Raw genomic sequence first — 20,561 nt, 5'->3', positions numbered from 1 at the left:
TCAAAATCACTTGGATTGCGGCACGGGTAATGCCAAAATTGCCGCAAGCTTAGCCCATCCGAACTTCCAAACCCGACAGACCGATACGTGCGTCCTTTCCTGGCCTTCAAAATCCTGCTGTTTACCCTGATCGTCCCCGGCGCGGTGCTGATTTACCTGCCTTACTACTTACTTTCCGATCCGGACAACTGGCAGACAGTAAATGCGGCATGGGTGATACCTGCCGGCTTGTGTATCATGCTGGGTCTGGCTATTTACCTGCGCTGCGCCTGGGAATTCGCCGTCGCGGGCTTGGGTACCCCCGCGCCTATCGATCCACCCAAAAAACTGGTCGTGAGCGGCCTGTATCGGCGGACCCGCAATCCAATGTTTCAAGGCGTATTGCTGGTGTTGCTGGCGGAATGTTTGCTATATGCTGATCCGGGCCTGATAGTCTATGCCGGCTCGATTGCGCTGTTTTTTCATATTACCGTGGTGTTTCGCGAAGAACCGGATTTGACCAGCCGGTTTGGCGCGTCTTACAGCCACTATTGTCGGCAAGTGCCGCGCTGGGGTTTTGCGTCAAAAGCCTTTTCCCCGGAGCCGATTTAACGCGAGTGCTGCGCTTTGACTAGGATTTGTTTTTAACTCACCCACCTTTTGCTGCCATGAAGGAAATACTCAAGCATTTCATCTTTGCCGAACTGATTTATCACGAAGACCCGGCCTCATTCGGCGACGACGACAACCTGTTGGACGCCGGCCTGGACAGCATGGGCATCATGCGCCTGATCATGTTTGCCGAAAAAGAATTTGGCGTGACGCTGCCGGACACCGAAATCGAACCGGATAACGTCGGCAGTCTGAACTCGCTGGAAAGCTGGATCCGCCGTAGCGGTTACGCCGGATGACAAACTCTCAAGAACAGCTCTTCAATCCCGGCGATTATTTTACCTACGTACTCGATCAAGAAATTCGCAACGCCGGGATGCCCGGCGGGTATTGCGGCTTTGCCTTGCAGTTGGCGGAAACGCCGGATTTGTCCGATCTGCAAAAGCGCCTGGATTTGCTGGTGGAGCGTTTTCCTCAATCCTCAGCCGTTATTCAGCCGCGCGGCAAGCGTTTTGCCTGGGTTGCCACCGGCAACCCCATACCGCTGGAACTTCATCAATGCCAGCCGAGCGCGGATGAAGCCGACGAAACCAAACGCTTATTGCTGGACATTTTCAATCGCCTGGAATCCCGGCCGCTGATCGTGCACTGGATAGCCGGCGCAGATGGCGGTACTTTGCTGCTGATCTGGCTGCATCCCTTGTTGGACGCGCGCGGTTGCAAGATATTGCTGGACTTTCTGTCGTCCGAGCGGCCGGACAGCTTCAAGGAATCTTCGTCCTTAATCGAAGCCAAACTGGCGCAATGGAACTTCTGGAAAAAACTGCAGTTATTCTTCAAAGCCAAACGCCACAATACCGCCGCCAATAGCCTGGATAGTTGCCTGCCCACGCAAATTGAACAAGGCTCGCAACGCCTGCACTTAAAAGTACAGCGTTTCGATGCCGACCAATCGCAACGCATCGCCAAACTGGCGCAACAAGCCACTGGCTTGACCGGGCGTACCTTGTACTATCTCGGCTGCTTCATGCAGGCGATGGAACTGGTCGGCCCGCCGGCCGCTAAAGACGGTTATTGCATCCCTTATGCGTTTAACCTGCGCCGCCAGAACGCTCCGACGCCGGTATTCGGCAATCATATCGGCTGCCTGTTCGCCCGCGCCACTCGCGAGCAAGTGCGGGATAGAACAGGCTTGTTTGCACACTTACTCAGCGAACATCAGCAAGTGGTGCGCGATGAACTGGACTTGGCCTACCTGCCGTTGATGTGGCTGGGCCAATGGCTATCGCCCGACAAATACGCGAAAGTGCTGCGTAAACAACACAGCGGCGGTGAGTTGAGCTCCTTGTGGTTTTCCGACATTGGCGAATTGTCCTGGAGCAAGAAAGGCTTTCTAGGTGTCCCAGTGACTGATCTATCGCTGATGTGCTGGATGACCTTGCCGCCCGGTTTGGCGCTGCTGGCCTGCCAACTCGACGGCAAGCTGGTTTTGTCCTATAGCTACTTGTCGCCGGCGATCGACGAATCTTGGTTGGATGCGGTGATCGCACGGATGAATGTCGAGTTATTGGATAGCCCATAATACTCGCTCATCTCCACCCATCGTTCCCACGCTCCAGCGTGGGAATGCAGTTAGAACCGCTCCAGCGGTTCTGGACGCGGGAGCGTCCCTGACCGGGTTCCCATTTATGCCCCGTGGGTACGCGGGAGCGTGGGAACCATAAAATCGTCATTTTTTAGCGAAACCTAAACCGATGTTGCTAGCGCCTTTTCTACACCAATGCCAACTCCAGCCCGACGCCCCGGCTTTGCAAGAGCAAGACCGGCAAGTCAGCTATCGGCAATTACTGCAACAGGCCCAAACCATTGCCGCTGCCTTGCAAGCAAGAGGCGTCCGTCCAGGCCAGCCGGTCGCGGTACATCTGGATCGCGGCATAGATGCCGCCTGCGCGCTGTTCGGTGTCTTGTTGGCGGGAGCCTGCTATGTGCCTTTAGATCTGAAGAATCCGGCACCCAGACTGAGCTTTATCGTCGCTGATGCTCGGGTTTGCGCAGTAGTAGGATCGGATTCGGCGCCTGACTGGCTAGATGAAAATTTGTGGCTGGACATCGCCAACTGTAACGAAGGTGTGTCAGCTCCAGTTGAAACTCCCGCCGAATCGCTGGCGGCGATTTTGTATACATCAGGCTCCACCGGCCAACCGCGTGGCGTAGCGCTCAGCCATAGAGCGGTATCAGCATTCGCATCGTGGGCCGCCGATTTGCTGACTTTAACGCCTGCCGACCGCATCGCCAGCAGCGCACCGTTTTTCTTCGATCTATCCACCTTCGATCTTTACGCCGTGTTAGGTAGCGGTGCCAGCCTGCATTTCATCCCGGCCGGCTTGACCATGGCCCCAGCTCGGTTAAGCGCCTGGCTGAGCGAACACGCCATCAGCGGCTGGTACACCGTGCCCTCCTTGCTGGCCTTCCTCACTTACAAAGGCAATTTGGCACAAACCCCGCTGGCGGCTTTGCGCTTCATTATTTTCGCCGGCGAGGTGTTCCCCACCCCGGCGCTGATCGATCTGGCCGCCAGTTTGCCGCTGACCACCTTGTACAATTTCTTCGGCCCCACCGAAACCAATGTCTGCTGCTATTGGCCGGTACAACGCGAGCGTTTGATCGCCGAGCAAACCATCCCCATCGGCCTCCCTGCCGCCGGTTGCGAACTGCGCATAGCCGCCGACACCGGCGAGTTATGGGTTCGCGGACCGACGCTAGCCAGCGGCTACTGGCGCGACGGCGGTGTGCAGTCCTTTCTAAACCCTGACGATTGGTATCCTACCGGCGACCGCGCCAGCCAGGAGCACGGCGAATACCGCTTTCACGGCCGCTTGGGACGCATGCTGAAATGTTCCGGCTACCGCGTCGAACCGGCGGAAATTGAGGCGGTCATTAATGCCATCACTGGTGTCAAAGGTTGCGCCGTGATCGGTGTGGACGACCCAACCGCCGGCCAGCGCCCGGCTTTGGCAGTGGTTTTGGAACCGGGAATGAGCATCGCCGAGATTCGGAAGTTACTCAGCCGCCAATTGCCGGCCTATATGCACCCGAGTCGTTATCTGATTTTGGAAGAGTTGCCGCGATTGGCGAATGGGAAGGTGGATTATCGGCATTTGATGTTGCTAGAAACTCAAGGATGACTCCGAAATTCGCTAACCCTTGGATTGTCTAGGTTGCGGCAATCGGAGATGATATACAGAAACTTCATAATCACTTGTTGGGCATCGCTATGCCACTAGCCGAGAATTTCCTTGCTTCCCTGACATGCCCTCACCCGAAGTTCATCTTTGATCGCCTTCGGAAAGGGCCAACGCACAGGGGTATGGTGGTCTGGAAATGGCGGTCTGAGGTAAGTCCGGCTGATCTTTACTGCTACCTTGGTGCAAGATTTGGTAGGCCGAATGGTCCGCAAAACTTCTTACGCAATAACAGTTCCGACAACTTGATTCACTGGGAGTGGGTTCTAGATCACCCATCTGGGACTATCCACATTCAAGGGATGAACTTCAGAACCGAAATATGGGTTTCCAGTGGACTGAACGTATCTGATGTCGATAGCGAAATCTTCGCCGCGCAAATCAAGGCAGATTTTGCAAACTATGGGCAGAAAATCGGCGAGATTCGAAAGTCGCTTGAAAAGTGGACGGAATTTGTGAACCCCTATCAGCGGTTACGCCGCACGATCGAGAAGATGCTATCCGATGTTCACGCCTTGGACCTTCAGCCAGAAACGCAAGCTATCCCCGATATCACCGAGATCGATGACATCCAGCAAGACAGATGTGGAGAAATTCTCGGCAGATACAGCAAGGGGCTTGGTCTTTGCTTTGGTATTCGCTCTATGCTGCCAGTGATGGCAGAGGCGTATGTCAACTTTTTGCTGTTCGCACTAATGCGCCCAGAACTCAAGAGTGACGAACGGCTACGAGAAAACACAATTCGACAACCAATCGATGTCCGCGTGAAATCGCTGCATATAACTTGCGTTGGTTTTGAAAACCCAGTGGACTATACATCGCCAGCATGCAAGGCCTATCACACCCTTGTCAACGAACGGAACGATTTGTTGCATGGCAATGTTGTTCTCGAAAAACTCCGTTTCAATGACGTCTACTTCCACGGAAGAGTTCCGGTATTCAAGGAATATCGAAGCATGTGGGAGCGTACTGTGGGTGTTGAAATCAATGCGGTTGGGTTGCAGCGTCTCTCTGAAGAGGTGGCAACAGTAAATACTTTCATTGAATATTTGACATCCTGCATGAAGCCCGATGTTAAGAAGAACATCGACATGATGTCAAACAAGCGCAACCTTGGATTGAACCAGCAAAATGGAAGAATTGGCATCTTGTTCTCTGATCGGCTTGTCGACATGCACATGGGGATGGATAGCCAAACCACTGACCCTAACAGTGATGCCCAACCCTGCGACCCACCGGGCGCTGCGTGATAAAGCCGTGCAGTGCCCATTAATTCTACGTTTCCATCGTTCCCACGCTCCGCGTGGGAACGTAGCCCCGGACGCTCCAGCGTCCTAAACCAACAAACAGCCAATGGCCCGAAGTCGTTACATCATCACTGAACCCCAGCAAGCGCATTTCATGACCTGCACGGTCGTGGAATGGCTGCCGGTCTTTACTCGGCCGGAAACCGTGCAAATCCTGCTCGACTGCTGGCAATTTCAACGGCAACAGGTCGGCTTGAAACTGTATGGCTATGTGGTTCTGGAAAACCATCTGCATTTCATCGCGCAGAGCGCCACGCTGGATAAATGCGTTGCCAGTTTCAAAGCCTATACCGCGCGGCGGATCATCAATCATCTGCAAGCGAAACGAGCCGAACATTTATTGCAGAGATTACGGTTTGCCAAATGCGCTCACAAGCATGATCGGGAGTTTCAGTTCTGGCAGGAGGGTGTGCATGCGGAGCTGATTCTTAATGAAGCGATGATGCGGGAGAAGTTAGATTATATTCATGCCAATCCGGTGAAGCGGGGTTATGTAAATTTGCCCGAGCATTGGCGCTATTCCAGTGCTGCGAACTATGCGGGATTAGGCGGCTTGATCGAAATCGATACTTGGTAGCCGTGACGCTGGAGCGTCTGGGGCGGCATTCCCACGCTGGAGCGTGGGAACGATAAGAAAAACCGGCCGTCACGGATTCGCCATATAGTCAAAAAACTCCCGCAGCCAAGCCTCGCCACGCTTTTTTGGAAATTGGTTGGGGTGTTTCTTGACCCATTGCAAGGCGTAAATCATCGGCACCGAATCCAGGTCTTTGATATGGCTGGTGCGCCAAAGTTTGCGGACAATTTTGGACACCTGAAATTTTAACTCGATGTGCCTGACGTGTTCCTGTGTCGGGTTTTGGCAATGTTCGGCCGGCGATGTCACCAGATATTCTCGGCAAGCCAAGGGCCGGACCGGGTGGATGGAGCAGCTTTCTGCCTCCAAAAACGGACAGGGGACGCCTTGCTGAAAATAAGTCAGCGCGTGTTGCTCTACCGCTTCGTGGCTGGTGCCTTCAGCCAGCATCTGTTCGAGCCGGCTCAGCCACTGGATAGCGTCCAGTTTTTCGCAAGCGTCGGCAAAGCGCTGCTTGACCGTGGAACGCCTGGGCTCGGGCAATTGCTCGACCACGCCGGCGATTTGGTAGGCTTCGAATTCCGCCAACGGCACGACTTGTCGGCAGCAGGCGCCGCAGCCGGCTTGGCAGGAGATGGTCTCCTGGTCCGTAACAAAGGCAGCCACTGCGGTTTCGACAAAAGTGTTGTTGATGCGATGCAGTGCCGGCAGCATCGCTACCGGCGTCACTTTTTCCGTTGGCGCGCTGAATTTCAGCTCGATAGGCTTACCGTAAAGCGTTAGTTTGACGTTGGCGGGTGTGGTTTTGCTCATACGTGCTTTTAAGTTATTGATAATTTTCTAGCCAGGCTTACTCTGGTTGACCAATCGCAAGCGGTGGGACCTGGCGTTCCAAGCCTAACCAGCATAGAAGCTTTTGCGAAAAACAGAAACTTTGTCTTTGCAAGCTTGCCTCGACGCTGTATGCCTTCGTTCCCACGCCGGAGCTTGGGAACGATACAATACAATGCAAATTCATTGCGTTTGCTCAAATCCTAAACCATGACTATAGCCACTGATTTTTCCGAGATCCTTGCTTACGCAGGCCGACCGAATGAAACCCAAATCAAAGTCCGTTTGCGTGCCGTCGCTGAACTTGGTGTATTTCGACATGCCCTGCCCTCTGCCGTCGGCGGTTTTGGCGATAACTTTGCCTCGTTAGTCGAAACCCATCGCCGCCTTGGCGAAACTTGTCGCGATCCCGGTCTGATGCTGGCGATCAACGCCCATCTGTGGGGTTCTGTATACCCTATCTTGTTGTACGGCTGCGAGGCGCAGAAAGAAAAATTTCTGCCGGCTTTGTTGAGCGGAGACTGGCTGGGCGGGCATGCCATCACCGAGCCGTCTTGCGGCTCCGACGTGCAAGCGATGACTACTCATGCCAAACAAGCGGGCGACGGTTATCTACTAAACGGCGAAAAGCGTTATATCACTAACGTGCCAATGGCCGACTGGTTGGTGATTTACGCCAAATTGGACGGCAAGATTTCCGCTTTCCTGGTGTCCCGTGAAGATGACGGCTGCCATTTCAGCAATGAAAGTGCATTGGATGGCTGCAGGGGCAGCGCCACCGGCAGCGTGAGTTTGCAAGATTGTCGAATCGATGCCGATCGCCTGCTCGGAAAAATCGGCGCCGGCACCCAGATGATCCAAAAGGCTTTGGAGTACGAACGGGCCTTCGTGTTCGCCGGCATCGCCGGGCTCATGGATTGGCAATTGGCGGAAGTGGTTCGTTATAGCCGGGAGCGGCGCTCCGGCGGCGTGCATTTGGGTAAGCATCAGGCCGTCAGCCATCGCATCGCCGAGATGAAGTTACGGCTGGACACCGTCAATTTATGGCTGGGGGAATGCGCGCGATTGTGCGACGCCGGCCAACGCCTGACGATGGCGTCGGCGCAAACCAAGTTGTATGCGGCCGAGGCTTTCTTGCAATCCAGCCTGGATGCGGTGCAGATCATGGGCGCGGCCGGCTTGGAATCGGGGGGCGCGATGGCTGAATTGGTCCAGGATGCGCTAGCCGGGCGGCTTTTTTCTGGCAGCTCGGAAGTGCAGAAAAATCTGATCGCCGCCCTGCTCGGTACCGGCGACGCTTACCGGTTAAACACGCACCCCCATTCATGATGAATTTTTCCGCTTACCGCAACTGGCAGCCTACGCCGCTAATGAAGGTTTCATTGGCAATAACAATAGCCGCTCCGCTGGCGATAGTTATTCAACCAAGCATTTGGCCTTGGGCCTTGATGACTTTTATTGCCGATCAGTTGGTTTTAACCTTTGCCGGGCTTTGGCCGCGTTGCTCTTGGGTAGGCTCGAACTGGACCTCGCTGCCGCCTGCCGCCGCCGCGCGGGGCGACATTGCCATTACCATAGACGATGGCCCCGATCCTGAAATCACCCCCGCCGTGCTGGACCTGCTGGATCGCTTCGGCGCCAAAGCCACGTTTTTCTGCATCGCCGATAAAGCCCAACGCTACCCGGATTTGTGTCGGGACATCGTCAAACGCGGCCACGCGGTCGAAAATCACAGCATGCATCACCAATATCATTTGCCGTTTCTGCTGCTAAATGGCTGGATGGCCGAACTAAACGCGGCCCAGGATACTCTGACTGAGGTGACCGGCATTCGGCCCCGGTTTTTTCGGCCGCCGGTCGGTTTGCGCAATCCTTTGCTTGATCCGGTGCTCAGCCGCCTGGGTTTGCAATTGGCTAGTTGGACCAAGCGCGGCTTTGACACGATTGAAGGCAATCCGCAAGTCGTCTTGGCGAAATTGTTGAAAGACCTGAAAGCTGGCGACATTCTGTTGTTGCATGACAGTAATGTTGCCCGCACAAGCAACAATCAGCCGGTAATTCTAGAAGTGCTTCCTCCCTTGCTGGAGGCCATTGCTGTCGCGAATTTGCAACCGGTCACGCTGAGTGAAAGCTTGGATCGTTGCCAAAATCCCTAACGCATTTGTCTGATTTCGGAGAATTAAGCCATGAAAAAAACCTATGCCAGTGCAGCTTTAAGCCTGTTCTTGAGCGGCTGCGCGTTTCAAGCACCCGATTATTTACAAATGGTCACCGCGCCGGAACTAAATCAGCTGATGCAACAGCAGGATATTTTTCTGGTGGACGTGCATACCCCGGAGCAGCGGCATATCAAAGGCACCGATGTGTTTATTCCTTACAACAATGTCGAGAAATACCTGGATAAACTGCCGCAAGATAAAACCACTCCGATTTATCTGTATTGCGAAGGTGGGCCGATGGGCAATGCCGCAGCTAGAACGCTACACGAACTAGGTTACGAGCATTTGCGCAATTTGGAAGGGGGAACCAAAGCCTGGGCTAAAGCCGGATTTGGGTTTGAATAGTCCAATGATCGCTACTGGAACCGGAACTGCAACTGCCGGCTCCAGTACATCAAAAGCCCCGGGCTTATTCGACAATGCTATCGACTTTGCCGTTTTTAAATTTCACCAAAAAGCGGTTGAATAGATTGGACCAGTAAGTCCAGTCGTCGCTATCGAGCGAAGGCGTGACATGCTGCGGCGGGTAGCCGATGGCGGCCAGCACGGCTTTTTTGCTCATGCCTGTCTTCACCTGCCCTGCCAAAATACTTTCGCGCTCGGTGGGAGTATATTGATTGAGGTCTACCTTACTGGTGCCGGCAATTTTACTGAAAGCAATCGGCATATCGTCTTTGGTAAATTTTTGCACGTTTTCGATGGTAATCAGTTGGCCGCTGGATTCCACTCTAAGCACCGCCTCGTCGGAGGTCAGTTTCAGCAGCGCTACTGGTGTATTGATTGGAATCAACTGGCCTTTACGGTAATTGGTGGTGCGGAACCGGTTCTGCTCTTGGAACAGGCTGAACTGCGTATAGTAAACCTGCGCGGGCTGGACAGCCGCTGCCGCACCTTCACCTGGCTTAAGCTCCTTCTTGCAGCCCACCGCCAACACAGCCAAGCAGAGCAACATCACAATGTAGTTTTTTCTGAACATAATCAAAATCCCTCGAGCAAAAGGTTAAGAACAGGCTGACGCTAGGCAACAGGCGACGCGACAGTACAACAAAGACGACAAACCGGAACAGCCCAAAACACAAACGCTACAGTAAGCACCTAGCTAGGGCGAATCAGATTTAATCCCGAGCTTTTCCAAAAACACCGCCGGCGAAGCGAAACACATTTCGCGGCTGTCCGCGTCCACAGCGGCCTGGATGGTATGGCCCTTGGCCAACACTTCGCCGGTTTCGGCGTCGGCGACCCGGTATTTAATCTTCATCCGGTATTCCCATTCCACCAACTCCGCTGATACCTTGATCCGCTGTTCGAACTGTGCCGGACGCACATAACGTAATTGCAAATCCACAATCGGCCAGACGTAACCGGTTTCCTTCATCGCCATATAACCGTAGCCGATTTTATCCAGCATCGCGCAACGGGCAATCTCGATGTATTTGCAATAATGGCCGTGCCAGGCAATGTTAAGTAAATCAATGTCGTGAAACGGCACAGTTAATTCCACTTCGGCGCGCAACATATTAGTTGTCCTCGACGGCTATCTGACTGGTATCGCCCGCAGTTGTCTTGCTCCAATACGGGTAAAAATTAAACCATTGTAGCGGCGCTATTCGGCAATAGGCTTCCAGTCGTTCGGCATATTGTCGCGCCAGATTTTTCAGCATGTCATGCCTTTTGGGTTCACCGCGCGGGATGCGAATAGATTCCGCGAAGTGTTCCAGATGGATCTTGAATCGACCGTTCACCGGAAAGCAAAACAAGGTATAGACCGGGCAACGCAACAGCGAAGCCAGCAGATACGGGCCTTGCGGAAATTCGGCGTCCTCACCCAGAAAGCCGGCCGACACCGTACGGCCGCCTTGCACCGGAATCCGGTCGCCAACCATCACCAGAAATTCGCCGCGCTCGATCTTTTCCTGCAAGGTAATCGCGATGGCGGGACTTAACTCCGTCACTTGAATTAGTTGGATGGTGGCGCTGCCGCGGCTGCCGAGCAGGCGGTTGAATTTCTCAGCATGTTTGGTATGCACCAAGATGTTGAGATGGATGTGGCCGCGCATCGTGGCGATGGCCTGGCAAATTTCCAGGTTACCGATGTGTCCGGACAGCAGCATGGCTCCGCGCTTTTGTTCGATCAAATCCAACAGGAGCTGACGATTGGGAAAGTCTACTTGCTCAGGCGTGATGTTACCGGTCCACACCACGATTTTATCCAGCAAGGTTTCGCCAAAGCTCAAAAAATGCAGGTAACTTTGCCAGAGTCCGCTGCCCAAACCCAACGCCGGGTAAAAATCGGCCAAGTGGCGCAAATATTCTCGGGAAGACTCGCGGGCAAGACGCCCGGCCAGAAAGTAGTAACTCACCACCGGCCGCAAAAATAGCCGAAACACCCAGCGTCCGAATTGCCGATACACCCATACCAAAGCCTGTATACCCCAAAGCAGGCTGTTTTCCTCCACGGCTGCCCAATGCCGGGCGGCGGTGTTCTCGGGCTTCATTGAAAATGCCTCAGTAGCAGTTTGGGCCAGCGTAACAACATACCGAAAAATAAACGGGCATGAGTCTGACTGAGCAGCAGATTGTCCTCCAAAGCCCGGAAATGCGATAAGCCGTCCAGCGGGTAGCGCACCTGAGTGGGAATGGAGATGACTGTCACGCCTTGCCAATAAAGCCGCACCAAAATCTCCGTATCAAAACCCATGCGATTTTCCATGGCTTGGCTTTGAATCAACTTTGCACAAGACTCAAGCGGGTAAACCCGGTAGCCGCACATCGAGTCGGGGATGGCGAAAGACAGTGTGTTGATATGTACCCAAATATGGGTCAGGTAGCGGGCGTAGTAGCGCAGTTTAGGAATCGATGCGTCGAATAGCGCTCTACCGATAACTGCCGCTTCCGGCGCTTGTTTGGCGGCGTTTAGAAATTTATTCACATCGTTTAAATCGTGCTGGCCGTCGGCATCGATTTGCAGCCCGTGCGAATACCCTTGGGTTTGAGCGGCCAGAATGCCGGCTTTGACCGCCGCGCCCTTCCCTTGGTTATTCTCCAGCCTGATACTTTGCACCCAGGCATATTGCTCGGCTAAGCCACGAATCACCTCGGCGCAAGACGCATCGCTACCGTCATCCACCAATAGGCACGGCAGTTGATGCGTAGCCAAGCGCTCAACAATGCCTAGGAGCGGCTTTTCGTGGTTATAAACCGGAATCAAGATGCAGGGATTAAAGGTGGTGGTCATGAAAGTAAATTCTACCCGAGCTGTATTCGCAGGTCGCCGAACGGTAACAAAATGTCAATTTGCCGGCTTGTTGCAGATAGTGCAATGCCAATTCCAGCTCCTGTCCAGGTAACAATAGCTCTTTGAATTTTACCGATTCCATATGACTGAAGTCGCGGGTTAAACCCAGGTATTGCCGGGCATAATGCACCGCCCATTGGATTTGCACGACTCCGGGCACCACCGCAATTTCGTCGAAATGACCGTTGAAATAAGTCAGATCTTTGGGAATGCGCAAAGCCAACACCCTACCATCAGCCTGAATGTGTTCGCCTAGCGTTTCCGGAAACAAAACGCCTGGTGCGCTTCCCTGATTTTTCATACTCAAAAGCTGGCCTTCACTTTGCGGCGTACCGCCATTTCTGCTGCCATTAACAAACCCATCAGCACATACGAGATACAACCATTGTAAAGGCTCCACAACCAGCGGTCGCCATACCAAATAGTCAGCAAGGAAATTGCCGCGTTGCCCAGAAAAAAAACGCTCCACACCAGCGTCACTTTCCGGGTATACAGCACGCCGTGGGCGGGCAGATCCGGAAATTCCAGCCTGGCCAGGCGTTCCACTACCGTCGGCGGATGGATCAAACTGAAGGCAAATACCGCAAAAAACAGCAGACTAACAAACACCGGATAAGCCAGCAGCCAGTCGGCATCGTTAACCAGTGCGCTCAGCAATAGAAACAGCGCGCAGGCCAATATCAACCTAGACTCGGCTACAGCCACCGATTTACGCTGTTTTTGCAGCCAGTAACGCAGCAAGAACAATCCAGCTAGCCCTAAAGCCATGGAACGGGGTTGAAAGTAATCTGCGGAAAACCAAATCAGAAAGGGATAGCTGACCGTCGCGGCCCCGATAATCACATTCAGGATGATTTGCCGAGACTCTGCTGGAGGTTTTGGGCAAATGCGGGTGTCTGGATTTGCCTGAATCTTGGTCAGGACCCGATTGGTGAAAAAATCTTTAAACATCCAGGCTTATTCAGCACTGATCCGGTAAACAGTATCCACCACGTCCTGGATGGTGCGGGCATTTTTGAAATCCTCGGGATTGATGCGTTTGCCGGTAATCTCGCGCAGCCTGACCATCAAATCCACCGCATCGATGCTGTCGATGTCCAAATCCTGCCGCAAGTTAGCCTCCAAGGTGATGTCCTCGGGCGTTAACTCGAACATTTCCGACATCAATTCTCTTAAGGTGGCGAATACGTCTTCTTGGGTCTTCATACGGGTGTTGTTTCCTATTGCGATACTCGACTCGGCCTGACAATCGCTCTAAAGCCTCGATTTAGCGAGTATCGGTTGATATTGTATTGTCCTCTGGCACCACTCCAAGCGCCAAAGTATCTGTGCCAACCGCGCGATAAATTACTACGCCAAACAGGGATTATACCCTGGGTTACGGCAGATCGCTTAGGCCGCTGGCAATCGAGTTATGAAACTCGTCCAAACGCCAATGCCAGATTGCCCTGTCCTGCCGACATGATCCGCTTTGCCGGCCGGATATGACTGCTTGCACGAAATTGGGCAAGCCCTTTTCCGGCATTGCCGTGCCATTTGCCGGCTCGCGCGTCAGCTGCAATTGCGGCCCGGCACTGGCTGATCGCCCCAGCGTCATTGCCAAAGCCCAGGTCGTTTGACTGCCGGGCAGATAAGACAAATAAGCCTCCGGCAAAGGCTGTTCATAACAGACGAGCAAAACCTGGGGAACATCCAGCAACATGCCGCCTGCTTCCATAAAAGCCGCATACAGCCCTTCCGTACCGCCGGCCAAGGCTACATACGGTAAATAGCTTGTACTATGGAAACTGGACAAGCCGGCGATGGCATTATGCACGCACTGGCTGAAGCGGCTGGGCGAAACATGTTCGCCCTCTGCCAACTCTTCAAGCATCTCGAAATAATACTGGCTTTCGCCATGGCTTGAGAAAAATACCGAGGGCATATCGCCGTTTTCGCTACGACTGCGCCAGGCCACAGCGCAGGCCGCTCTGGCTAAAGGTGATAATCTGCGCCTTTGCATCGCCGGTAAAAACCCCACATCGGCCTTACCTTGGTTATATGGCAATATTTCACCGTTGGGCCAGCTAGTGGTTTGGGGCTCCGGCGCGGATTGCCAGAAACACCAGTGCTTTACTGTGAAAGCCAAACGGCTTTCCCTGCCTGACTCGGCCATGTTCTCGGTCAACTCAGCTATCCCAGCGCTGTAAAACCAAAGATGTGTTGATGCCGCCAAACGCAAAATTATTACTAACGATGTAGTCGGCGTGGATATGACGGCCGTCGCTGGTCAGATAATCCAGCTCGGCACAACGCGGATCGAGATTATCCAGGTTCAAATTGGGATGAAACCAGCCTTCCCTCAGCATCTGAATTGCCACCATGGCTTCCAAGGCCCCACAAGCACCCAAGGTATGACCAGTGAAACTTTTCAAACTGCTAATCGGGGTGTTGCCGCCAAACACTGCGGCCGTTGCATGACTTTCGGCAATGTCGCCCTGCTCAGTGGCAGTGCCGTGAGCACTGATATAAGCAATTTGCTGCGGCTCAAGCTGTGCATCCCGTAAGGCCAGACGCATCACCACCTGCATTGTGTCGGCATTGGGCTGCGTGGCGTGCACACCGTCGGCATTGGTGGCAAACCCGGCAACTTCGGCGTAGATCCGCGCGCCGCGCGCCACAGCGCGTTCCCGTTCCTCCAATACCAAGGTACAAGCACCCTCCCCTATCACCAAACCGTCGCGGTCGCGGTCGAAAGGCCGCGGAGTCAGATTTGGTTCGCTGTTACGGGTGCTGGTGGCGTAGAGCGCATCGAATAACGCCGCTTCGGTCGGGCAAAGCTCTTCCGCGCCGCCCGCCAGCATCACGTCCTGCAAACCATATTTGATCGCTTCGTAGGCGTAACCGATGCCCTGGCTGCCCGAGGTACAGGCACTGACAGAAGGTATGACCCGGCCGCGCACCTGAAAAAACAAAGCCACATTGGCGCAGGTGGTGTGGCCCATCATTTTCAGATAAGTGGTAGCATTCAGATTGCCAATGTCGTGATTAATCAGCATTCTGCCGAAATCGGCGATAGCCGGCGTCGATCCGACTGACGAACCATAAGCTACACCGGTGCGGCCGCTGCTGATAATCGGATCACCCAGCAAACCGGCATCAAGCATCGCCAGTTCCGTGGCCCGAGTTGCCATTAACGAGACTCGACCCATGCTGCGGGTGTTTTTGCGGGTGTAATGGCCCGGCAGCGTGAAATTTTCCACTGCCCCCGCTAAACGGGTCAGCAGGCCGTTATAAATTTCCCATTCCGGAATGTAACGGATGCCGGATTGCTTGGCTAAAAGGCTGCCGCGTATTTCCTGCCAATCGTTGCCGATCGGCGAAAAGCCGGCCATGCCGGTCACGACGACGCGGCGGGTCAACACAAACCTCCATTCACCGAAATCACTTGCCGGGTAATGTAAGCGGCATCTTCGGACATCAAAAACGCCACCAAGGCCGCGACTTCTTCTGGCGTGCCTAAGCGTTTGGCCGGCACGGCGGCCAGCGCTTCTTCAAGGGGCAAGCCTTCCAGCATCTCGGTTTCGATTAAACCAGGGGCCACACAGTTGACGGTGATTTTGCGTTTCGCCAACTCAACCGCTAGCGCTTTAGTCGCGCCGATAATGCCGGCTTTGGCCGCGCTGTAATTGACTTGGCCGCGGTTACCGACTAAACCGGAAACGGAAGACAGCGTGACGATACGCCCCGGTTTACGGCGTTGTATCATCGGCATGACTAGCGGATAAAGCACGTTGTAAAAACCATCGAGATTACTGCGCAATACTTGGTCCCAATCTTCGCCGCTCAAGGCCGGAAAGGCATTATCTCGGGAAAGACCGGCATTGCAGACCACGCCGTAGTAGGCACTATGGGTATGAATATCGTTTTCCAAACTGTCTTTGGCCGCATTCCGGTCAGCTAAATCAAAACTGAGTACGCGCGCGTGGCGGCCCATCTCGACAATCTGCTGTTTGACTTGCTCGGCTTCATCCAGCCGGCTGCGGCAATGCAGTACAATATCGTAGCCCGCGCGAGCAAGGCGCAGGGCGATGGCTTTGCCGATGCCTCGGCTGGATCCTGTGACCAGGATGGTTGGTTGGCTCATATTCCTTTTCCGGCGAGAAATTTTTGCGAATCCTGTGGCAGCAACACATTTAACTTGGAGCTGGCCTTAATATTTTGCCCTGTTATCGTGCAGTCGAACACCGACATATCGTTGGCGGCCTCGATAATTTTTTCCGCACTGACGGTCAGTTTGGCACCACAGGGAAAACTGCCGACCGAGCATTCGAAGTAGCGAGTGCCTAATAAAAACCCCAATCCAATCGCTTCGCCTCGGCACTTGCGGTGATACCCGGAGTAGGCGGCAATGGCTTGTGCCATATATTCCAAGCCCACCCAGGCCGGTACGCTATGATCGCTACACGAAAACAGGCCGTCTTCGCGCACCTCCAATTCGACTACGATATGGCTGTCCCCTACTTCCAGCACCCGGTCCAGCAATACCATACGCCCGGACTGAGGTACTAGCGTTTCGATGCGGTAAGGAAAAACCGCAGGGCTGTCAGGGATGTCCAATGAGCAAGGACACATTGTTTCCGCCGAATGAAAAAGAGTTGCTGAGGCAGTATTGTAGCGGCTTTAGCGCCTGGTTTTCCAGCCCGACCAAATGCAGCCGCACCATGTCGGGATCAGGTTCGCCATCCCACAGATGCGGCGGCAAACGACTTTCTTGATGTAAATCAGACAGTAGCAACCAGCACAAACCGGCTTCGAGCGCACCCGCCGCACCCAAACAATGGCCGGTAGATGGTTTGCTGGAACTGCAAAATGTATCGCTACCGAACAACTGCCCGACCGCCCGATTTTCCATCGTATCGTTTTGCCAAGTTGCGGTGCCGTGCAGATTGATGTAATCGATTTGCTTAGGCTTTAGCTGTGCATCGGCCAGCGCAGCCTGCATCGCCAGTAACGCGCAGCTACCGTCAGGGCGTGGCGCGGAAATATGATAGGCATCGGCACTGGCGCCGACACCTAGCAAGGCGATTTCGCCGGGTTCCCGCGTCATTAGAAATAAAGCGGCTCCTTCGCCTATCATCGTCCCGTCGCGATTTTTACTGAACGGATTGCAAGTGGTTTTGCTAAGGGCACCTAACGCAAAAAAGCCTTCCAGCGTGGTGCGGCATAAACTGTCAGCTCCGCCGACCACGACCGCATCGCAGACACCCAAACGTAACAGGCGGCGCGCTGAGGCCAGGGCGTTGGCGCTGGATGAACAGGTCGTGGACACGGTGTAGGCCGGACCGCGAATATCCAGGTAAGCCGCCAAAAACTCCGCCGCACCGCCCAATTCCTGCTGCTTGTAGTGATAGTGGCTTGGCATGCCCCCGGTTTCCCGCAACACTTGCACGGCGGTTTCACCCTCGGCAATCCCGGAGGTACTGGTGCCTACCACTATGCCAACGCGATCTGCGCCGTAACGAACTATGGCGGTGCTGATAGTGGATTCGATCTGGCAAAGCGCCGACAACAGCAAACGGTTATTGCGGCAATCGTATTGTTTAAGCTTGGTGGGAATGGCCGGTAATTCCGTTAGCACGCCGAATGCGGGAATCGCCGAATCCAGCCAGGCCGGTGGAACGGGCGGAAAGGAGCGACCGGCAAGCCATGCGGCTAAAATATCGGCCTTGCTGCCGCCCAAGGCGCAGACCATGCCTAAGTCATGTAAATACAAATGACACCGCTCAGGCAGTTTGATAAGTCGCCAAGATGGCCTCAATTTTCTGGGCGCTGCGCTGCGTCATCGGGTTTTCCTCGTCCCAGGCATAGCCGGCGAGAATGGAACAAATCATGGCCTTGACGCTGGCCAACTGATTTTCCTCGAAAATAATTTGCTGAAAACGGCCATCGTACCAAGCCTCCACATAAGCCCGAAATACCTCTATGCCCTTGCGCAAAGCCCGCTCGTATTCGATAGACCAGTTTACCGGCTCACCGCGTAATTGCCGGTCAACCAAGGGTACGGCCAACGCAGCGGATTTCATCGCAATCGTCACGCCGGATGAAAACACCGGATCCAAAAATTCGCCGGCATTGCCGAGTAACGCAAAGCCCTGTCCATAGAGTTGCTTGACGTTGGCCGAGTAGCCGCCGATGGTGTTAGCCGGGGTATCGAAACGGGCGTTGGTCAACAGCTCGGCGAGACGTGGCTCTTCGAAGGCAATGTCCTTTAACACTTCCAGCGGCTCGCCGCTGCGCTGGTCCAGGAAACCCGCTGGCGTCACGACACCCAGCGAGCTTCTGCCGTTACTGAATGGAATCAGCCAGTACCAGATTTCATGAAACTCAGGATGAATGGCAATTAAAATTTTATTGCGGTCGTAATCGGTTACAGTAATCCGATCCTCGATATGCGTGAACAGCGCGCGTCGCGGCGGCAACGAAGAAGGCGTTTCCAGATCCAATAATCTTGGCAATACCCGACCAAAACCGCTGGCATCCAATACCATCTTTGCCCTCCACTGCTTGTGCAAGCCATTGGCATCGACGCTGGTCAGGCTGGCTTGCTCAGGATTACTAAAATCGGCTGCCAGGATGGTTTGTTGATAATGAATAGGCACGCCGGCCGCCTCGGCGCTGTCGGCCAACACCTTATCGAAATGGGCGCGCGGTACTTGAAAGGTGGTGCCCCAGCCTGGGCTGAATTTTTGGGTGAAATCGAATTCGGTCAGTTTGCCGGCTCTGGAAAATGCCGCGCCGTTTTTGAATTGAAAACCTTCCGCCGTCACCGCCGGTAGCATATCCGCGGCTTCCATAAAGGCCATGCATTGCGGCAGCAGGCTTTCGCCAATCGAGAACCGCGGGAACTGCTCTTTTTCCAGGATCACCACCTGGTGTCCAAGTTGTTTCAGCATCTTGGCAGCGACGCTGCCGGAGGGGCCGGCCCCGATAATCAATACATCTGCATCCATTTACTTACCAACCCTCTTATCCGGTTAAAATACGTCCAGCAAAAATTCAGAAACAACGGCTATGCCGTCAAGTTAAATTGGCGAAATACTTCTCCAGCACGAGAACGAACTTCTACAACAAGCCCTAGCAAGATAGGCGCTAACTTGGCGGCATTGCCCCCAATAACATTCCGTTCAATGCTGGAAACCCAAAAATCTCCCGCCGCGCAGACACCAATTTCTAACCACACGACACCATTTGCCCTCTACAACGGCCAAGTGGTAAGCCGCGGCAAATTATGGTCTGACGTGGCGGCCCTGGCCGCGCAATTGCCGGACCGACCCTATCAATTTAATTTATGCGAAAACCGCTACCTGTTTTGCCTCTGCCTGTTAGCGGCGGCAGTACGCGGACAGATTTGCTTGTTGCCGCCCGCCGGGCAAATGGCGGTTATCCTGGAAATTCTGCGCGATTATCCCGGCGCGTATATCGCCAGAGAACACGCGCCGCAGCAAACGGGTTTGGATTGGTTCCAAGTCATCGCGCCAAACGCTGCAAGCGCAGCATCGCCACCCGATTTCGACTGGCAGCGCACCGCCGTGATTGCCTTTACCTCCGGCAGCACCGGCAAACCCAAGCCGTGTCCGCATAGCCTGCATACCTTTAAAACCTCCGCCGAAATGGCGGTCAGCAGCCTGGGATTAGCCAAGCAGCAACTATTGATGTTGTCCACCACGCCACCGCAACATATGTACGGTCTGGAAACCTCGGTATTTTGGCCGTTGTTTTCCCGGCTGGTGCTGCACGACGGCCGACCGTTTTTCGCCGAAGACATCCGGCAAACGATTAACACCGTGCCTTGGCCTGTTGTGCTGGCGTCAACACCCACCCATTTGCGTTCCTTAATCAAAACCACCGGCGCTTGGGACAATCTGGCCGGCATTATTTCCGCTACCGATACCTTATCTGAAAAGCTGGCCGGCGAAACCGCGGCAATTTTAGGGCAATCCCCGCGCGAAATCTATGGCAGCACCGAAACCCTGTCGTTTGCCAGCCGCGAGACCTTACTTGAGAACCCGTGGCGACCTTACGACGGTTGCCGCTTGCATCAATATGAAAGCGGGCAAAGCTGTCTGCAAGCTGCGCATTTGCCGATAGCAGTGCCTTTGCAAGACACTGTGCAGATCCAAGCCGACGGCTGTTTTACCGTATTGGGCCGGGATCAAGACATGGTGAAAATCGGCGGCAAGCGCGCGTCCCTGACCGAACTGAACCGTCGCTTGCTGGACATAGACGGCGTAGACGACGGTGTTTGTTTCATCCAGGATAATGGCCGACTGGCCGCTGTCGTGGTCAGCAAACTAGACAGCCAAGCCATTCGGCGGGGTCTACAGCCCTATCTGGATGAGGTGTTTCTGCCGCGAAAAATTCATTTTGTTACTCAGATTCCGCGCAACGGGACAGGTAAACTTGCAAAAATAGAGCTGGAAAAGCTGTTAGAAGGTTTGAGCTAGACGTTTCGCCGAC

24 protein-coding genes are annotated in these 20,561 nt (G+C 54.2%); 10 read left to right on the top strand and 14 right to left on the bottom strand.

Annotation, left to right across the window (positions count from 1 at the left end; translation table 11 throughout):
- Positions 1–87: 87 nt before the first annotated feature.
- The 6 genes from ACWAU0_RS17805 to ACWAU0_RS17780 all read left to right on the top strand — a co-directional run bounded on the left by ACWAU0_RS17805 (position 88) and on the right by ACWAU0_RS17780 (position 5,717).
- Complete coding sequence (locus tag ACWAU0_RS17805; RefSeq protein WP_458137455.1) at positions 88–591, top strand: methyltransferase family protein; 504 nt, start codon at positions 88–90, stop codon at positions 589–591.
- 56 nt (positions 592–647) lie between these two features.
- Entirely contained in the window at positions 648–890 is a 243-nt protein-coding gene (locus ACWAU0_RS17800; RefSeq protein ID WP_171695431.1) for an acyl carrier protein, read from the top strand.
- Positions 887–2,173, top strand: coding sequence for a hypothetical protein (locus ACWAU0_RS17795; protein ID WP_458137454.1), 1,287 nt, complete (start codon positions 887–889; stop codon positions 2,171–2,173). Before ACWAU0_RS17800 ends, ACWAU0_RS17795 begins: the two co-directional genes overlap by 4 nt.
- Before the next feature lie 172 nt (positions 2,174–2,345).
- Entirely contained in the window at positions 2,346–3,776 is a 1,431-nt protein-coding gene (locus ACWAU0_RS17790) for an amino acid adenylation domain-containing protein (RefSeq protein ID WP_458137453.1), read from the top strand.
- A 359-nt stretch (positions 3,777–4,135) separates the two neighbouring features.
- The gene (locus ACWAU0_RS17785) at positions 4,136–5,083 is read left to right on the top strand and encodes a hypothetical protein (protein ID WP_458137452.1); all 948 of its coding nucleotides are present in this window, start codon (positions 4,136–4,138) and stop codon (positions 5,081–5,083) included.
- Between the two features lie 103 nt (positions 5,084–5,186).
- The gene (locus tag ACWAU0_RS17780) at positions 5,187–5,717 is read left to right on the top strand and encodes an REP-associated tyrosine transposase (RefSeq protein WP_458137451.1); all 531 of its coding nucleotides are present in this window, start codon (positions 5,187–5,189) and stop codon (positions 5,715–5,717) included.
- Positions 5,718–5,786: 69 nt separating this feature from the next.
- On the opposite strand, the gene ACWAU0_RS17775 is transcribed toward ACWAU0_RS17780, so the two are convergent.
- Positions 5,787–6,530, bottom strand: a complete 744-nt coding sequence (locus tag ACWAU0_RS17775; RefSeq protein WP_458137450.1) for a YkgJ family cysteine cluster protein — start codon at positions 6,528–6,530, stop codon at positions 5,787–5,789.
- A gap of 228 nt (positions 6,531–6,758) precedes the next feature.
- On the opposite strand from ACWAU0_RS17775, the gene ACWAU0_RS17770 reads away from it, so the two are divergent.
- From ACWAU0_RS17770 to ACWAU0_RS17760, 3 genes are read left to right on the top strand one after another with little or no spacing between them, the layout of a single operon-like run.
- Positions 6,759–7,877 carry an acyl-CoA dehydrogenase family protein gene (locus tag ACWAU0_RS17770; RefSeq protein ID WP_319962838.1) on the top strand — a complete coding sequence of 373 codons (1,119 nt, stop codon included), beginning with the start codon at positions 6,759–6,761 and terminating at the stop codon, positions 7,875–7,877.
- Positions 7,874–8,704, top strand: coding sequence for a polysaccharide deacetylase family protein (locus tag ACWAU0_RS17765; RefSeq protein ID WP_225893098.1), 831 nt, complete (start codon positions 7,874–7,876; stop codon positions 8,702–8,704). The genes ACWAU0_RS17770 and ACWAU0_RS17765 overlap by 4 nt, the downstream gene beginning before the upstream one ends.
- 30 nt (positions 8,705–8,734) lie before the next feature.
- Positions 8,735–9,112 carry a rhodanese-like domain-containing protein gene (locus ACWAU0_RS17760; protein WP_033156266.1) on the top strand — a complete coding sequence of 126 codons (378 nt, stop codon included), beginning with the start codon at positions 8,735–8,737 and terminating at the stop codon, positions 9,110–9,112.
- 64 nt (positions 9,113–9,176) lie between these two features.
- On the opposite strand, the gene ACWAU0_RS17755 is transcribed toward ACWAU0_RS17760, so the two are convergent.
- The 13 genes from ACWAU0_RS17755 to ACWAU0_RS17695 form a co-directional block, all read right to left on the bottom strand.
- Positions 9,177–9,743 carry a hypothetical protein gene (locus ACWAU0_RS17755; protein WP_033156267.1) on the bottom strand — a complete coding sequence of 189 codons (567 nt, stop codon included), beginning with the start codon at positions 9,741–9,743 and terminating at the stop codon, positions 9,177–9,179.
- A gap of 123 nt (positions 9,744–9,866) precedes the next feature.
- On the bottom strand, positions 9,867–10,283 hold the full coding sequence (locus ACWAU0_RS17750) for an acyl-CoA thioesterase (RefSeq protein WP_171695439.1): 417 nt from the start codon (positions 10,281–10,283) through the stop codon (positions 9,867–9,869).
- A 1-nt stretch (position 10,284) separates the two neighbouring features.
- Positions 10,285–11,262: a lysophospholipid acyltransferase family protein gene (locus ACWAU0_RS17745; protein WP_458137448.1), complete on the bottom strand. Its 978-nt coding sequence runs from the start codon at positions 11,260–11,262 to the stop codon at positions 10,285–10,287.
- Positions 11,259–12,002, bottom strand: a complete 744-nt coding sequence (locus tag ACWAU0_RS17740) for a glycosyltransferase family 2 protein (protein WP_458137447.1) — start codon at positions 12,000–12,002, stop codon at positions 11,259–11,261. The genes ACWAU0_RS17745 and ACWAU0_RS17740 overlap by 4 nt, the downstream gene beginning before the upstream one ends.
- Complete coding sequence (locus ACWAU0_RS17735) at positions 11,986–12,363, bottom strand: ApeI family dehydratase (RefSeq protein ID WP_129871389.1); 378 nt, start codon at positions 12,361–12,363, stop codon at positions 11,986–11,988. The genes ACWAU0_RS17740 and ACWAU0_RS17735 overlap by 17 nt, the downstream gene beginning before the upstream one ends.
- A gap of 2 nt (positions 12,364–12,365) precedes the next feature.
- Entirely contained in the window at positions 12,366–13,013 is a 648-nt protein-coding gene (locus tag ACWAU0_RS17730; RefSeq protein WP_101052294.1) for a COG4648 family protein, read from the bottom strand.
- A gap of 6 nt (positions 13,014–13,019) precedes the next feature.
- Positions 13,020–13,268, bottom strand: a complete 249-nt coding sequence (locus ACWAU0_RS17725; RefSeq protein WP_101052293.1) for an acyl carrier protein — start codon at positions 13,266–13,268, stop codon at positions 13,020–13,022.
- A 172-nt stretch (positions 13,269–13,440) separates the two neighbouring features.
- Positions 13,441–14,229 carry a beta-ketoacyl synthase chain length factor gene (locus ACWAU0_RS17720; protein ID WP_051669872.1) on the bottom strand — a complete coding sequence of 263 codons (789 nt, stop codon included), beginning with the start codon at positions 14,227–14,229 and terminating at the stop codon, positions 13,441–13,443.
- Position 14,230: 1 nt separating this feature from the next.
- The gene (locus tag ACWAU0_RS17715) at positions 14,231–15,466 is read right to left on the bottom strand and encodes a beta-ketoacyl-ACP synthase (protein ID WP_033156273.1); all 1,236 of its coding nucleotides are present in this window, start codon (positions 15,464–15,466) and stop codon (positions 14,231–14,233) included.
- The gene (gene fabG / locus ACWAU0_RS17710; protein WP_458137446.1) at positions 15,460–16,188 is read right to left on the bottom strand and encodes a 3-oxoacyl-ACP reductase FabG; all 729 of its coding nucleotides are present in this window, start codon (positions 16,186–16,188) and stop codon (positions 15,460–15,462) included. Before fabG ends, ACWAU0_RS17715 begins: the two co-directional genes overlap by 7 nt.
- Positions 16,185–16,676 carry a hotdog family protein gene (locus tag ACWAU0_RS17705; RefSeq protein WP_523070818.1) on the bottom strand — a complete coding sequence of 164 codons (492 nt, stop codon included), beginning with the start codon at positions 16,674–16,676 and terminating at the stop codon, positions 16,185–16,187. Before ACWAU0_RS17705 ends, fabG begins: the two co-directional genes overlap by 4 nt.
- On the bottom strand, positions 16,648–17,817 hold the full coding sequence (locus tag ACWAU0_RS17700; RefSeq protein WP_458137444.1) for a beta-ketoacyl-ACP synthase: 1,170 nt from the start codon (positions 17,815–17,817) through the stop codon (positions 16,648–16,650). Before ACWAU0_RS17700 ends, ACWAU0_RS17705 begins: the two co-directional genes overlap by 29 nt.
- A 10-nt stretch (positions 17,818–17,827) precedes the next feature.
- Entirely contained in the window at positions 17,828–19,054 is a 1,227-nt protein-coding gene (locus ACWAU0_RS17695; RefSeq protein ID WP_458137443.1) for an NAD(P)/FAD-dependent oxidoreductase, read from the bottom strand.
- A gap of 177 nt (positions 19,055–19,231) precedes the next feature.
- Here ACWAU0_RS17695 and ACWAU0_RS17690 point away from each other — a divergent pair, with 177 nt between their 5' ends.
- Positions 19,232–20,548: an AMP-binding protein gene (locus tag ACWAU0_RS17690; RefSeq protein WP_458137442.1), complete on the top strand. Its 1,317-nt coding sequence runs from the start codon at positions 19,232–19,234 to the stop codon at positions 20,546–20,548.
- The last annotated feature ends 13 nt before the right edge of the window (positions 20,549–20,561 follow it).

This window comes from Methylomonas sp. Uni0009 (assembly GCF_054188105.3).
The sequence above is the reverse complement of the archived record's forward strand: the minus strand, read 5'-3'. Positions and strand labels throughout refer to the sequence as shown.